General features: G+C 28.6%; 13 protein-coding genes. 11 read left to right on the forward strand and 2 right to left on the reverse strand.

Annotation, left to right across the window (positions count from 1 at the left end; translation table 11 throughout):
* Positions 1-72 precede the first annotated feature (72 nt).
* From L1S46_RS05825 to L1S46_RS05865, 9 genes are all read left to right on the forward strand, one after another.
* Positions 73-642, forward strand: a complete 570-nt coding sequence (locus L1S46_RS05825; protein ID WP_238899495.1) for a 50S ribosomal protein L25 — start codon at positions 73-75, stop codon at positions 640-642.
* A 312-nt stretch (positions 643-954) separates the two neighbouring features.
* Positions 955-2,682 carry a phospho-sugar mutase gene (locus L1S46_RS05830; protein ID WP_077855665.1) on the forward strand — a complete coding sequence of 576 codons (1,728 nt, stop codon included), beginning with the start codon at positions 955-957 and terminating at the stop codon, positions 2,680-2,682.
* Between the two features lie 523 nt (positions 2,683-3,205).
* Positions 3,206-4,306 carry a tetratricopeptide repeat protein gene (locus tag L1S46_RS05835; protein WP_238899496.1) on the forward strand — a complete coding sequence of 367 codons (1,101 nt, stop codon included), beginning with the start codon at positions 3,206-3,208 and terminating at the stop codon, positions 4,304-4,306.
* A gap of 122 nt (positions 4,307-4,428) precedes the next feature.
* Entirely contained in the window at positions 4,429-5,154 is a 726-nt protein-coding gene (locus L1S46_RS05840; RefSeq protein WP_238899497.1) for a WecB/TagA/CpsF family glycosyltransferase, read from the forward strand.
* Between the two features lie 44 nt (positions 5,155-5,198).
* Positions 5,199-6,725, forward strand: coding sequence for a murein biosynthesis integral membrane protein MurJ (gene murJ, locus L1S46_RS05845; RefSeq protein ID WP_238899498.1), 1,527 nt, complete (start codon positions 5,199-5,201; stop codon positions 6,723-6,725).
* Between the two features lie 11 nt (positions 6,726-6,736).
* Positions 6,737-8,026: a glycosyl transferase group 1 gene (locus L1S46_RS05850; protein ID WP_238899499.1), complete on the forward strand. Its 1,290-nt coding sequence runs from the start codon at positions 6,737-6,739 to the stop codon at positions 8,024-8,026.
* Entirely contained in the window at positions 8,027-9,190 is a 1,164-nt protein-coding gene (locus L1S46_RS05855; RefSeq protein ID WP_238899500.1) for a glycosyltransferase, read from the forward strand. It abuts the gene before it with no gap.
* Positions 9,174-10,397, forward strand: a complete 1,224-nt coding sequence (locus L1S46_RS05860; protein WP_238860665.1) for an O-antigen ligase family protein — start codon at positions 9,174-9,176, stop codon at positions 10,395-10,397. The genes L1S46_RS05855 and L1S46_RS05860 overlap by 17 nt, the downstream gene beginning before the upstream one ends.
* A gap of 55 nt (positions 10,398-10,452) precedes the next feature.
* Positions 10,453-11,103 carry a cyclodeaminase/cyclohydrolase family protein gene (locus tag L1S46_RS05865; protein WP_238899501.1) on the forward strand — a complete coding sequence of 217 codons (651 nt, stop codon included), beginning with the start codon at positions 10,453-10,455 and terminating at the stop codon, positions 11,101-11,103.
* A 75-nt stretch (positions 11,104-11,178) separates the two neighbouring features.
* On the opposite strand, the gene L1S46_RS05870 is transcribed toward L1S46_RS05865, so the two are convergent.
* Positions 11,179-11,331 carry a clostri-philic family protein gene (locus tag L1S46_RS05870; RefSeq protein ID WP_011968334.1) on the reverse strand — a complete coding sequence of 51 codons (153 nt, stop codon included), beginning with the start codon at positions 11,329-11,331 and terminating at the stop codon, positions 11,179-11,181.
* A gap of 458 nt (positions 11,332-11,789) precedes the next feature.
* Here L1S46_RS05870 and L1S46_RS05875 point away from each other — a divergent pair, with 458 nt between their 5' ends.
* A complete protein-coding gene (locus L1S46_RS05875; RefSeq protein ID WP_238899502.1) occupies positions 11,790-12,287 on the forward strand; it encodes a hypothetical protein in 498 nt (165 codons plus the stop codon).
* 254 nt (positions 12,288-12,541) lie between these two features.
* On the opposite strand, the gene pdaA is transcribed toward L1S46_RS05875, so the two are convergent.
* Positions 12,542-13,429 (reverse strand): delta-lactam-biosynthetic de-N-acetylase, encoded by an 888-nt coding sequence (gene pdaA, locus L1S46_RS05880; protein ID WP_238899503.1) that lies wholly within the window; start codon positions 13,427-13,429, stop codon positions 12,542-12,544.
* 558 nt (positions 13,430-13,987) lie between these two features.
* On the opposite strand from pdaA, the gene ychF reads away from it, so the two are divergent.
* The gene (gene ychF, locus L1S46_RS05885) at positions 13,988-15,085 is read left to right on the forward strand and encodes a redox-regulated ATPase YchF (RefSeq protein ID WP_077830867.1); all 1,098 of its coding nucleotides are present in this window, start codon (positions 13,988-13,990) and stop codon (positions 15,083-15,085) included.
* The last annotated feature ends 199 nt before the right edge of the window (positions 15,086-15,284 follow it).

A 15,284-nucleotide genomic window follows, 5' to 3' on the forward strand; every position in this document is an offset into this window, starting at 1 on the left:
ATGTACATTCCTAAAATGTGAATTAAACACATTGCAAGAAAATGAAAAATAAATTTTTAGGAGGTACTTATAATGGAGGAATTAAATTTAACTAAAAGAATAAAAACAGCTAGTCATGGTGCTAGAAAGGTAAGAAGAGAAGGCAAGATTCCAGGTGTAATTTATGGAAAAGAAATAGGAAATGAAATATTTACTATAGATGAATCAGCATTACTAAAAGAAACCTCAGCTAGTGGAGAGCATGGAATAGTAAAATTTAATCTTGATGGAAGGAAAGGAAACGCTGTAATTAAGGAAATTCAAAGAAATGCTTTGGGAAATAAAGCAATTCATGTTGATTTTGAAGAAGTAGCAGCAAATGATACAATGCATACTGAAGTCTTAATTAAGATTGTTGGTAAAGGCATTTTAGAAAGCAAAGGATTAATATTACAAACTCAAAGAGATTTAGTAAAGGTATCTTGTAAAGCAAAAGATTTACCAAAGGATGTTGAATTAGATGTTTCTAATGGACAAGCTGGGACAGTTTATACTTTTAAAGACCTAAAATTTGCTGAAGGAATTGAAGTTTTAGATGATTTATCAACTGTTATAGGATCAATAAGTGAAGAAGAAAAGGCTAAGGAAGAAGAAACAGAATAGAATTATAGATAAATAGAGTTGAATTTTAAATATTATGATCAACCATTTTAATTGAGCATTAGATGGTTGATTTTTTTGTTTTTTTAGAGCATATCATAGTAATTTATAATTATTATGAAAAGGGATCTTGTTTCAAAGATATATTTTAGGATAATTTTAATTATTGCAGTTAATATTATAGATTAGAAGGTAAAAGTGCTTGGCAAAGCATCCAAGTTTTTATATATGATGCAAAATATATAAAAGTGTTTTTATATTATGGATAAATATTGTATAATGTATAGGAGAAAAACACAGAGAGGGGATCAGAAAATGAATTATAAGGAAAAGTATAACGTGTGGATTAACTCTGACTTTATTAATGAGGAAACTAAGAATGAATTAAAGAGCATATCTGACGAAAAGGAGATTGAAGATAGATTTTACCAAGATTTAGATTTTGGGACTGGTGGATTAAGAGGGGTAATAGGTGCAGGAAGCAATAGAATGAATATATATACTGTTGCTCAATCTACTCAGGGATTTGCTAATTACTTAAATGATAATTTTAAAGATCCTTCAGTTGCAATTGCATATGATTCAAGAAATATGTCTAAGGAATTTGCAAAAGCAGCTGCACTTAACTTATGTGCAAATAATATAAAAGTATATTTATATGAAAGTTTAAGACCAACTCCTGTATTGTCTTTTACAGTTAGAGAGTTAAAATGTAATGGTGGTATAGTAATTACTGCATCACATAATCCGAAAATTTATAATGGATATAAAGTTTATGATGAATTTGGCGGCCAAGTAACAGATGAAAAAGCAAAAATGATAATTAACTCTGTTAAAGCGGTAGATGATTTCTCAAAGATTAAAAGCATAGATGAAAATGTTGCCTTAGAGAAAGGGCTATTAAAATATATTGGAGAAGATGTAGATAAGATCTACTATGAAAAAGTTAAGGGATTAACTATAAGGACAGATTTAGTTAAGGAAAAAGCTAGTAATTTAAATGTAATATATACTCCAATTCATGGTTCTGGTAATGTTCCAGTAAGAACCGTATTAAAAGAATTAGGCTATAGTAATGTTAAAGTTGTTAAGGAACAAGAAGCTCCAGATGGAAATTTCCCAACAGCATCGTATCCTAATCCAGAAAATCCGGATGTATTTGAATTAGCATTAAAGATGGCTAAAACAGAAAATCCAGATATAATTTTTGGAACTGATCCAGATTGCGATAGAATAGGTCTTGTAGTTAAAGATAGCACTGGAGAATACAAGGTATTAACTGGTAACCAAACAGGATTATTATTAACTAATTATATATTAAGTTCAATGAAAGAAACTAATAAATTGCCACAAAATGGTGTTGTAATTAAAACAATAGTAACAACAGAAGGTGCTAGAAGTATTGCTGAAGATTTTGATATTGAGCTTATGGATGTATTAACAGGATTTAAATACATTGGGGAAAAAATAAGAGAATTTGAAGATGCAGGAGATAGAAATTATATTTTCGGATTTGAAGAAAGCTATGGATATCTTGCTGGAAACTTTGTACGAGATAAAGATGCTGTTATTGCAGCAATGTTGGTATGTGAAATGTGCTTATATTATAAAGAACAAGGCAAGAGTCTTTATGATGCATTAATAGATTTATATGAAAAGTATGGATATTTTAAAGAAACTCTTGTATCATTAGAACTAAAAGGAAAAGAAGGTCAAGAGAAGATAGCAAACTGCATTGAAGCATTAAGAAATAATCCAGCAAGTGAAGTTAATGGTGTGAAAATCGTTACAAGATTAGATTACAAATTAAGTGTTGAGGAAAACACTGTAAATAACACTAAGGCTCCTATTGACTTACCTAAGTCAAATGTATTAAAGTACATTTTAGAGGATGGTTCATATTTTGTAGTAAGACCATCAGGAACAGAGCCAAAGATGAAAGTTTATTTAGCAGTTAAGAGCAACAGCTTAGACAATGCTGAGAAAGATATTGCTACATTTAAAGAAAAAGTAATGGAAATAATTAATTCACAATTAAGCTAAGTTTCCATAGGTAGAGAGCCAAAATCTCAGATTTTGTGTGAATCAGTTAAGCAGACAGCCAAATCTGTGATTTGATGATGGTCGCTTACTCTGTGAGTACTCAGCGAACGAATGTGAGTCGAGTTTCCTTATAAATTGCTATCATCTTTTGGTGATAGCAATTTCTTTAATTATGAAATCAAAAAGTGAATGTCTCCAAATTATTATTAATGAATACTTAAGCAATTGATAAAATTAATGTATACTGCACAATTAAGAAATAAATTCTTTTAAGAAATTTATAGAATTGTATTACTACAAATTTCCTGGGAAATCTGCTCAATAATTGTGCATTCTCAATTTTAGAATTATAAATTGATTAAGTATTGATAATGATAATTAAATATTTGACTTATTAGGTAAACATATTTACTAGATCTTTAGCATATAACTTAGACTTATTAGATGAACATATTTACTAAGTTACTATATAAAGTTCTAGAGTTGGATATCTATAAAGTGAGATTTAAACAAGAGGTGTAAAATGAGTAATTACAAGACAATGTATAAAGATAAATTAAGTAAGCTATTATTTTTAGAAATGAATAAAGAAGGGTTTAAAAGAAGCCTTAATATACCACAAGGTATTAACTTTAAGAATGATGATTTGTATTTACCTATAAGTTCGGATTATGTTGTATCCAATGTTAATGATGAAGTTAAATTAAGTAATCTGCCTATATATTACTTTGTGGAGGGTATATTTATTACTTTTGGAGCAGATAAAAATGTTAAATATAATGATGATTATGGAACAATTCTATCTTATATACCAGATGCAGAAGAATGTGTGAAGAGTCTTATTGCAGATAGAATAAAAAAAGATAGATTAGAAGATGCTTATCTTCTGCTAAAAGGTCTTTATAGGTATACAAGAGAAGAAGAAATTTTAACTAAACTTCTAGCGATAGGAGAGACAATAAGAGAAAAAGATTCTGGATTTTCGGAAATTTTATTAGAAGATATTGAAGAATTTAAGGAAAAGTTTGAAAAATCGCCAGAACCACATCTGTATAATGCATTAATACTTAAAGATGATGGTGATTATAAAGGTGCAGAAGTGGAAATAAATGAGTATATAAATAAGGGTGGTAAAAAAACGGATGAAATTGATAAGATAATAGGGGATATTACTAATATAAGTCACTTTGAGAAAGCGGTTGAATATTTAAAAGATGAACCTAAGAAAGCAATAGAATTGTTATTGCCACTAAGTGAAGAATTTAATGAAAATCCTTTAGTTTATTACTATCTAGGTGTTGGGTATAGAAGAATTGAAAACTATAATAAAGCTATTCATTACTTGAATAAAAGTCTTACTATAGAATCAGGAAGTCTTGAAACAGTTAATGAACTTGGAATGAATTATGCATGTATTGGTGAATATGAAGAAGCTATAAAATATTTTAGAAAAGCCTTTGAAGCTTCTAAGGAAGTTGAAATCTGTACTAATATAGTAATGTGCTATATAAACTTAGGAGACAAAGAGCAAGCAAAAATTCATTTAGAACTTGCAAAGAAAATAGCTCCAGAAGATGATATAGTAATAGAGATAGATCAAATGTTAAATAGAACTATAAAATAAACATGGCAATGTATATTTTTCAATTTTGAATTTTGGTTAACATAGTTTGTTATTTGTTATCAGACTTTAATTAATAATTGTAAATTCTATACGATATATTGCCTAAGATTTAGGAGATAAATATGTTTACAAAAATACTTGATTTTAATATTTTTAATAGGGATAAAAATGCGTTAATGAACTATATTGAAAATTTTGAAAAGGTAAATATAATATCTGGAAATCCAGAAGTTCTCTTTAATGGATTAAATAATCTTGAGCTTAAAAAGAATTTTAAAAGCGAGAGTTCAATTATTATACCAGATGGAGTTGGAACTGTTATTGCCTCAAAGATATTAAGAAAACCTGTTAAAGAAAAGATAGCAGGAATAGATATATTTAGAGAGATATTAATTAAAGCAAATTTAGAAGAAAGATCTATATATTTATTGGGCTCGAAAGAGGAAACTATTAAAAAATGTGTTGAAAATATAAAGAATGAGTTTCCTAAACTAAAGATATCTGGTTTTCATAATGGTTTTTTTGATTTAAATAATTGTAGTGATATAATTGAAGATGTAAAAAGTGGGAATCCATGGGCTGTTTTTGTTGCAATGGGTTCCCCAAGGCAAGAGATATTTATTGAAAAAATTATTGGAAATTCAAATGTGCATATTTTTATGGGTGTTGGTGGTGTTTTTGATATATTTGCAGGTGAGCTCAAAAGGGCACCCAAATGGATGATATCTATAGGCTTAGAATGGTTATACAGAGTTGCGAAAGAACCTTTTAGAATAAAGAGATTAATGGCTATTCCTAAGTTTTTATTGTTAGTATTAAAATATAGGAATAAGCAGATTAGTGTTTAATAGAAAAGCTGAACATTATAACACAGAAATAAATAGGTGATTAAATGAAACAAAAAAGTAGCTTAATAAAATCTACATTTGTAATAATGATAGTATCATTGATTAGTAGATTTTTAGGTTTTGCCAGAGACATGCTTATTGCTAAAAATTTTGGTGCTGGAATATATACTGATGCTTATAATATTGCAGTGTCTATACCAGAAACAATATTTACTTTAGTTGGACTTGCAATTTCAACTGCATTTTTACCAATGCTTAGTAAAGTTCGAGCTGAAAAGGGACAAAAAGAGATGTACGATTTTGCAAACAATATAATAAACATACTTTTTATTATATCATTCTTTCTTTTTGTCATAACAAGCCTTTTTTCGAAAGAAATAGTCCATATACTGGGGCCAGCTGAGGAAACAGGACTAATTGCAATAAAGTTATTAAGGATTACACTTGTGAATATATTATTTTTATCGGTTAATGCATGTTTTACCGCATTATTACAAGTAAATGAAGATTTTGTAATTCCGTCAATTTTAGGATTGTTTTTTAATTTGCCTATGATATTATATTTATTGTTGTTTAGGAATTATGATATTTTAGGATTGACCATTGCCAATGTAATAGGGAATTTTTTCAGAGTAGCAGTTCAGGTACCATCGTTGATTACACATGAGTATAAATATAAACTTTTTATAAACTTTAAAGATGATAGATTAAAGGCAATTATGGTATTGATTCTTCCAGTAATTATAGGAGCAGGAGCGAACTCGTTAAATATGGCCGTTGATCAGTATATTGCGTTGAAGCTGCCAGATGGTTCAGTCTCAGCTTTAAATTATGCGCAGAAGTTAATTGTTTTTATAAATGCAATTATAACAACATCAGTTACCAGCGTAGCATATCCTCTTATGGCTAATATGAGAAATAGAGGAGATGTGTCTGGGTTTTTAGAGATTTTAAAAAAATCAATTATATATTTATCTATATTATTAATTCCAATTAGTGTTGGAGTTATGATATTTAGTAGAGATATAATAACAATTGTATATGCTAGGGGCGAGTTTACTGGTTATGCAATAAATATTACAACACTTGCATTGTTAGGATACGGAGCGGGAATATTTTTTACAGGAGTAAGAGATATTTTGAATTCAACTTTATTCTCTAGCGGAAAAACAAAAGTAACAGCAATAAATGGTATAATTGGTGTTGTCATTAACATAATATTTAGCGTAACTTTATCTAAGTATATTGGGATTATGGGAATAGCATTAGCTTCAGTTATAGCTATGATAGTAACATCGGTACTCTTATTTATAAATATAATTAAATTAGAAAAAAACTTTAACATAACAGAGATATTAAAAAAAGTAAGTATAATAATAATGAATTCAATAATCATGGGAGCGGTACTTTTAACGTTATTAATTTACTTCAAAAATAAATTTAATTCAATTACAATCCTATTACTTGGAGTGAGTATTGGAGTAGCTATATATCTTGGTTTATGTTATTTATTCAAGGTTGAAGAACTAGTGGAAATAAAAGAATTAATTTTAAAAAAGATAAAAAGATAGGAGGATGGTATATGAAGATATTATTTATTGCCTGCTATTCACCATTGATAAATAATTCAGCAGCTATTGAAACTTTACAATATCTAAATAAGTTAAGTGAGATTAATGATAATGAAGTGCATCTTCTAACTGTTAATTTTCCTAAAGATTCAATATATTATGATGAAGTATTACGCTCTATGATGAATGATAAAATCAAAACGCATATTATTGATGGTGGACTTATCTTTAAAAAGTTTATGCCAAGAAATAGTGAAAGCTACAATAATTCGCCTTCAAAAATAGGAAATACTAATAGAAGAAAAGTATTACGGAAAATAAAAAATGCATTAGCAATACCAGATATGTATTATTCATGGGCAAGAAAAGCAGGAAAATATGGAATAGAGTTAATGGAGAAAGAAAAATTTGATGTTATATTTTCTATGCATGAGCCGCCATCTTCACATTTATGTGCTTATTATATAAAAAAGCAGTATCCAAGCGTACCATGGATTACTTACTGGAGTGATCCATGGCTTAAAGATTCAACAAGAGAAAAATCTTTTATTGTAAAAAAGGTTTTAGAAAAGAATATGGAAAGAGATATTGTTAATCTGGCAGATAAATTTATATTTGTGACTGATGCCAATAGAGATGAATATTTAAAAGATTATAATATTTTAGATAATAGTAAGACTTTTATATTAAATAGAGGTTTTGATGCGAAATTATACGATAAATTATTACATGAGAAAGCGCCTAAGCTGATAAAGAAAGATAAACTTAACATAATATATACAGGAGAAATATTTTCTAAGCTTAGAGATATAGGACCTTTTGTAAAAGCACTTGAAGAAATAAAAACAGAGAACTTAGAAATATATAATCAGTTAAATGTGTTGTTTTTTGGAAATATAGATGATATAGAAGCTAGGAAGAAACTTCAAAACTTGGAGATAGCGAATGTATCGCCTAGAATACCATTTGATGAGGCACTTAAATACATGTTAAATGGAGAGGTTTTACTCTTATTTGGTAATAAAAACTCAAAGCAAATACCAGCTAAGATTTATGACTATTTTGGGGCAAAGGGTAGGATATTTGTTATTTATGGGGATAAAGATGATCCGATTAAAAGAGTGGTAGAAAATCATAGAAAATGTGTTGTAACTGAGAATAATAGTAAAGAAATAAAAAATCATATCTATAAATTAATAGAAATTCATAAAAATAATGAGATATATTGTGAACCAGATGTTAATTATGAATGGAATTCAATTGTGGAAAGGCTAAACAATATATTAGAAGGAAGTGAATAAATGCACATAATGGTTATTCCATCTTGGTATTCATCTCCAAGAAACGAGGTTCATGGAAGCTTTTTTAAGGAACAGTTTAAAGCTCTTTCAAATAATGGAGAGAAGATTACTGTTGCATACAATGAAATTTGGCCTATTACTATGTTTGGAAAAATTCATGAAAAGAGAGGCATAAATTTTAATATAGAAGATAACCTTAGAACTTATAGATATAAAGATTATAATTATTTACCTAAAAGTCCATTAATGTTTAAGAGTTTCAATAAAAGAATGGATAAGATGTACCAAGAAATTGTTAAAAATGAAGGAAAGGTTGATATTATCCATGCTCATTCAGCTTTTTGGGGGGGAATAGCTGCTTTATATATAAGTAAGAAATATAATGTTCCATTAGTATTAACAGAACATTCATCTCTTAAGTATGCAAAGTATGCTAGAGAAAGTTATAAAAAATATATTTACAATGCTTATGAGAATTCGGATTATTTGATTGCAGTTGGGTCTGGATTAAAAAGAGAAATTCAAGAATATGTAAATAAACCTATCGAAGTTATTCACAATATGGTAGATTTGAATCTATTTTCTGTGGATGAAAATATTAAAAAGAGTGCTAATATAGATGAAGATTTTAAATTTTTTTCATGTGCTTTTCTTGAAGAAGGAAAGGGAATTGAATGTTTAATTAAAGCTTTTTCTAGAGTTTTCAAAAATGAAAATGTAAGCTTAAGAATTGGTGGAGACGGAACCCTTAAACCATCATTGGAATCACTTATTAAAGAATTGAATATTGAAAAGCAGGTAATACTTCTAGGAGCTTTATCGAGGGAGGAAGTTTCGAAGGAAATGAAGGAATGTGATGCATTTGCATTACCATCTGAACATGAGACATTTGGAGTTGTATACATTGAAGCGCTTGCATGTGGAAAGCCGGTAATTGGAGCTGATAATGGTGGCGCAGAAGATATTATAAAAGAAGATAATGGAATAATAGCTAAAAAGAATGATGTGGAGGATTTAGCCGAAGCATTAAGAAAAATAAAAGAAAATCATAAAATGTATGATAAATATAAAATTAGAGAACAAACAATTTTTAGCTATTCAGAAAAAGTATTAGTTGAAAAGCTAAAAGGAGTGTATAAAAAAGTATATGAGAGAAGCAATTAAAAATATATATGATTTCTTAGATAATAAATTTTATTTTAAGTTATTGTACTTATTCGTAAGCCTAACATTTGTAACTATGCTCAAAGATGTGCCAGGAATAAAAATTCTAAGCAATATAACAATAGCTTGGGGTATGCTTTTAATTTTATTCATGGTTATCGAAGGATATAAGAGAAGAAAAATTTATAAATTTGATATTCCATTGGCATTATTTATGATAGTGACTTTAATATTTAACATTTTTATCTATAGAAGTGTTAATAACATTAAAGATTGGATTGTTAATTTAATTATATTTGTGGTAATATTTACTGTTGATGTATTTAGAGCAAAAAAGAAGCTTATTAAAGAGCTGAACATAATTACTTATTCTTATGTAATCTTTATGATGGCTGCTTCTATTATATCACTGGCAATGAGATATTCGGGAATAAATATAGAAATCGGACAAGTGGTATTTGGAAGCACAAAGGGAGTCTTTGAAAATGAAAATGCTCTTTCTATAGCAACTTCATTATCTATAGTTATGTGTGTATATCTCAATTATATATCAAGAAGTCATAAGCTTAAGATGTTGTGGATGGGAAATATAATATTACAGGCAGTAACTATGATTGGTTCACATGGAAGAAGTGCATATTTGGTGATAATAGCTGTAATATATCTATCTATATTTATATACAGTAAAAATAAATATATTAGAGTGGCACTTGTTTTAGTACCAATACTTTTTTGTGGAGTATTTTTTGAAATGGTTAAAAGTCATTTGGAGGCTTTTACAACAGAGAGGAATATTATTTGGACTTCAGCATCTGTAGTAATAGAAAAAAATCCTTTGACTGGTGTAGGAAATAGTAATCTTATAGAAGCGGTTAGAAATGCAAGAATAGGAAGTTATTTACCTGGAATTGAACTTGGAGGGATGCATAATATATATGTGCAAATAGCCGCGGTAAATGGACTTATTTCGTTACTACTATTTCTTATGTTCATAGCAATGATCTTGGTGTTTATAATACAACATCTAGATAAGTTAAACAGAAGAGAAAAAAACCAGATGACAATAATAACATCAATTATAGCGGGGATTCTTGCAGTAAATTTATTTGAAAGTGTATTAATATACACAATAAGTTTTATTTCAATGATATTTTGGATATACTTAGGGTATCTAGTCTCGATTTTAGATAATAAAAATATTGATTAGGTTTAAGCAATAAGGAAGACAAAAAATACGATTATAGATAGGGGAATAACATTGTATGAAATTTTGTGATGAAACTATAAAACAATTTTTAGGTGAATTAGAATCAGATTTGCCAGCTCCAGGTGGCGGGAGTGTAGCGGGTCTTATTGCAGCATTATCTGGTGCATTGAATTCTATGGTTTATTCTCTGACAGTAGACAAAAAAGCATATATGAGTCTTCAAGAGGATGAAAAAGAAAGTATAATAAAATTTCAAAAGGAATCTAAAGAGTTCACTGTAAGGAGCTTAGAACTTATGGAAGAAGATAGAGAAAACTTTTTGAAGTTAATGGATTCTTATAAGTTGCCTAAAGATACTGAAGATGAAAAAGAAAAGAGAAAATTGGCTATAAAAGAGAATACTATAAAGTCTATGGAAGCGCCTTTAATTTTAGCTAGAGAAAGCTTAGAATTTTATAAGAACCTTAATGTTATGGCGAAGTATGGAAATAAGATGTTGCTATCAGATTTAGCAATTTCAGCAATTTTACTACATTGTGCTATAGAAAGTTCCATAATAAATGTTAAAGTAAATCTAAATGGGCTTAGGAATGAAGAATTTTTTGAGAAACTTGATAGTGAATTAGATAGTATCATAGAAAAATCAGCTAAAGAAAAAGAATTGATTACAGAAACAGTAAATAAAATAATTTATCCAAAGATGTAGCAATGCAAAAATGATTAATTATAATAAGAGATACTTACTAAGAATTCAATTAAAGTAAGTATCTCTTATGTACTTTTATTCTACTGGTTCTCCATCAAAATTTTCGTATTCGGGCCTATTTTTTGGATCGCCCACATTATCTTGGTTAGCATGAAGTCTTCTTCTTCTTACACCTTTTTGCATTGGATTGCTTGATCCTGGTTTGTGTGGTCCATCTTTACGTGGCATATGATACACCTCCTTTTTTTATATTTTGTGCTCATATGAGGTTTTGATACGTTTAATTTTTTGGTGATTAAGGGATTAATAAATGACTAAGGAATAATATTAACAAGTATTGAAAAAGATTGCATATATAATGTATAATATTTATTAACATAAGATATATATATTGAATATAAAAAATATGTGTAATTTTAAATTAATTATATATTGTTATTTGTTTTCTATATTATAGTCTTGGACTAATACTTAGCTTATAATAATATTGAATGTGATTTGTAGATAACAAATCTAAAGATTTAACTTATTAGCTAAACGTGTTTATAATTTTAGTAAGTTATGATATAAGTTTAAATTATATATTCTCAAACATATATAGATAAACCAATTATAAGCTATGTGCATAAGTTTAGGTCTAACTTAGTCTGTCTATATATTATAGTAATTTTAAGGAGGAATTAGCATTGGAAAACGCAAAATTTCCTATTGTGTTAAAGAAGAAAAATGGTGTAATGATAGGAGTTGCAATAATAGAGATAATTATAGGAATAATCTTTGGAGCGTTACAAGGAGGATTAAAAAGTGCTCCTATGTGGGTGCTTTTTTTTGCAGGAATAGTTACTGCACTTTCAGTTTTAGTGGAGTATAGTCAAGATATATTAATTAAAGAGGATGCAATAGAATTCTATAAAAACAATGATCTAATAAAATCGATTAAGTATAGTAATATAAAAGCTATTCTTATAGGTAAAGGAAATGAGCCTAAAAATAAGAGAAAAGATTTTTTTATAATTAGCTTTTATAAAAATGATAAGAAGAAGAATAAAAATTCTGCAGAGGACACGTACTTAATTAATCCTATGTCGTATAGTGCAGAGGATTTTAGAGTAATAAAAAATATTATTGTATCAAAAAATTCTTCTGTTAAAGTGAGCGAAGATGTAAGTAAATTCATGAAATAATAATTATATAAAATAGCGTTTTAGGAGATACTTTTGAAAAGTTCTCTAACCAGTAATAATAAGTAAATGACTATAGATTAAAAAATAAAAGTTAAAACATTTTAGTATGTAATTAAGATAAATTTAAAACAAACTAAAATGATATAACTTTTATAATTGAATATCTATAGTTATTCTTGTTGTGAAAGCATTTAAGTGAATTTAACCATTGTATATAGTACTGGAATTGTTACTATACCTTATGGCTGGATTTACTATTCCGTAGGTAAATCATTAAGTGATTTGAATTCATAACCTTCCTTTTGAAGTGTTTTAATAACTGATGATAATACCTTTGTATTTGTGTTTGAGACAGCATGCAGAAGCATTATGGAACCTGGATGGGCGCCCTTGCATATCTTCTCTACAGCATAACTTTCTGAAGGCTGGTTATTTACTAACCAATCTTTATAAGCGAAACTCCAGAATATAGTTTTATATCCTAAATCCTTTGTCATTGCTAATGATTTTTTTGAATACTTACCCATAGGTGGTCTAAAAAACTTAGGCATATCCTGACCAGTAAGTTCTTTAAAAGCATTCTCTACTCCAGTAAATTCTGCTTCAAATTTTTCTTTATCACGTATTTGAGCTATAGAAGGATGATGAACTGTGTGATTACCAACTACATGTCCTTCATCAACCATACGTTTTATTAGTTCTGGTTGAGTGTCTATGTATGGTTTGACAACAAAAAAGGCTGCAGGCACTTGGCATTCTTTTAATATATCTAAAATCTTTCCGGTATTACCATTTTCATATCCTTCATCAAAAGTAAGATATAGAACTTTTTTTGAGGTATCACCTAGGTAATAAGCAGAATTTTCTTTTAAGAAGCTGACAGATTCCTTCGGACCTTCTGCAACTTGATCTTTTCCTTTACCAACGTAATACCAGTTAAGTTCATCTTCATCACTAAAAGAAGAAAAAATATCTCTTATGTTATCAACATCTAAAATATCTCCAAACACACTATCTTCTTGAAAACATTCATTTGAATCGGTCTCATTATCACTTGCAGCAAGTGCAGGTTTTGGAGGAACAAGAGTAATTAGATTCATTACTAAAGAAAGAGCAATTAAAGATTTTATAGACTTATTCATTTTCTCACCTTCAATCTTAAAAATTTACATATTTAATTCAGATTTATTCAAGAAAAATATAAAGTGAATCTTAGTTGAACTTTATCTAGAGTCGTGCTATTGCTACCTTCCACTTAAAGAAGTGGTGATATTACAGTGGCTAGACATCAGATAAAATTCAATTGAAGACATTGAATAAATGCTTAACCAAGTATAGTATTTGAATATTGGGTAGGAATAACCGTGGTAAATTATATATAATTTTAGTCCAAAAGGAATACTTGCACATATGTCGCTTATTAGGTAAATCATATAATTATTTAAACGTAAGTTTATGGGGAATTAAATATTTATAATATAGATCTAATTAGTTTTTTTGCATTAATATGGTGCGGTATCTTTGTATATAATTTTTCTATAGTAATTGATTATTACAGATGTCTGAATACGCCTTTTGTGATAATATAAAGTTGAAATAAAAAAGGTTCTAGAGTATAATTTTTAAAGGTATATTAAAAGTTAAGGTATATTTTGAATATCTTTAAGTAAAAGTTCGATATAAGAAAGGAATGTACATAGATGAAATTAGGTATGGTAGGTTTACCGAACGTAGGTAAAAGTACGTTGTTTAATGCGATAACAAAAGCTGGAGCTGAATCAGCTAATTATCCATTCTGTACAATTGAGCCAAATGTTGGTGTCGTAAGTGTTCCAGATAAAAGATTAGACGTTTTAGAAAAAATGTATAATACAAAGAAAAAGGTATATACAGCAATAGAATTTTATGATATAGCAGGATTAGTTAAAGGAGCTTCAAAGGGTGAAGGTTTAGGAAATAAGTTTTTATCTCATATCAGAGAAGTTGCAGCAATCGTTCATGTTGTAAGATGTTTTGATGATGGAAATGTTGTTCACGTTGAAGGTTCTGTAGATCCTATAAGAGATATAGAAACTATAAATTTAGAATTAATATTTTCAGACTTAGAAGTTTTAGAGAGAAGAATGGAAAAATCTATAAAGCTTGCAAGATCTGGTGATAAGACCGCTAAATTTGAATATGGAGTAATGGAAAGAATTAAAGAACATTTAGAGGCAAACAAACCAGTTAGAACTTTAGAAGTTACTGATGAAGAAGAAGCTTTTATAAAGAGCTTATTCTTAATTACTTCAAAGCCAGTTTTATATGCTTGTAACATCTCTGAGGATGATGTTATGGAAGGTAATTTTGATAATGACTATGTTACAAAAGTTAAAGAATATGCGGTTAGTGAAAATTCAGAAGTTATGGTTGTAAGTGCTAAAATTGAAGAAGAGTTATCAGGTCTTGATGATGAAGAAAAAGCTGAAATGCTAGGTGAATATGGTTTAGATGAATCAGGATTAGATAAATTAATTGAAGCTAGCTACAAATTACTTGGCCTTATGAGTTTCTTAACAGCCGGAGTACAAGAAGTAAGAGCTTGGACAATTAAAAGAGGAACTAAGGCACCAGCAGCGGCAGGTAAGATTCACTCTGATATCGAAAGAGGATTCATAAGAGCAGAAGTAGTTTCTTATAATGATTTAGTTGAATGTGGTTCAGAAGCTGCAGCTAAGGAAAAAGGTAAGTTTAGACTAGAAGGAAAAGATTATATAATGCAAGATGGAGATGTTGTTAATTTTAGATTTAATGTATAATTATCTAAAAAATAATGTTTGCAGTGCTAAAAAAGAGCAGGATTAAGATCTTGCTCTTTTTAGCAATAAGGAAAGTATAAAAAGATTTGGGCTGCAAATACACTTGTTTCAGTGCTTTAAGTAGTATGAGTGCATTTAAATACCGCTAATTTGATTTTTTATAAGAAGGATTTATAAGGCACGAAGGACTTAAACTAGA

This window comes from Clostridium sp. YIM B02500 (genome assembly GCF_022324665.1).
GTDB classification, from domain to species: Bacteria; Bacillota; Clostridia; order Clostridiales; family Clostridiaceae; genus Clostridium; species Clostridium beijerinckii.

Excerpts from the sequence above, each read along its gene's own strand:
- L1S46_RS05825 (WP_238899495.1), top strand. The coding sequence starts at position 73 with ATGGAGGAATTAAATTTAACTAAAAGAATAAAAACAGCTAGTCATGGT.
- L1S46_RS05830 (WP_077855665.1), top strand. The coding sequence starts at position 955 with ATGAATTATAAGGAAAAGTATAACGTGTGGATTAACTCTGACTTTATT.
- L1S46_RS05835 (WP_238899496.1), top strand. The coding sequence starts at position 3,206 with ATGAGTAATTACAAGACAATGTATAAAGATAAATTAAGTAAGCTATTA.
- L1S46_RS05840 (WP_238899497.1), top strand. The coding sequence starts at position 4,429 with ATGTTTACAAAAATACTTGATTTTAATATTTTTAATAGGGATAAAAAT.
- murJ (WP_238899498.1), top strand. The coding sequence starts at position 5,199 with ATGAAACAAAAAAGTAGCTTAATAAAATCTACATTTGTAATAATGATA.
- L1S46_RS05850 (WP_238899499.1), top strand. The coding sequence starts at position 6,737 with ATGAAGATATTATTTATTGCCTGCTATTCACCATTGATAAATAATTCA.
- L1S46_RS05855 (WP_238899500.1), top strand. The coding sequence starts at position 8,027 with ATGCACATAATGGTTATTCCATCTTGGTATTCATCTCCAAGAAACGAG.
- L1S46_RS05860 (WP_238860665.1), top strand. The coding sequence starts at position 9,174 with ATGAGAGAAGCAATTAAAAATATATATGATTTCTTAGATAATAAATTT.
- L1S46_RS05865 (WP_238899501.1), top strand. The coding sequence starts at position 10,453 with ATGAAATTTTGTGATGAAACTATAAAACAATTTTTAGGTGAATTAGAA.
- L1S46_RS05870 (WP_011968334.1), bottom strand. The coding sequence starts at position 11,331 with ATGCCACGTAAAGATGGACCACACAAACCAGGATCAAGCAATCCAATG.
- pdaA (WP_238899503.1), bottom strand. The coding sequence starts at position 13,429 with ATGAATAAGTCTATAAAATCTTTAATTGCTCTTTCTTTAGTAATGAAT.
- ychF (WP_077830867.1), top strand. The coding sequence starts at position 13,988 with ATGAAATTAGGTATGGTAGGTTTACCGAACGTAGGTAAAAGTACGTTG.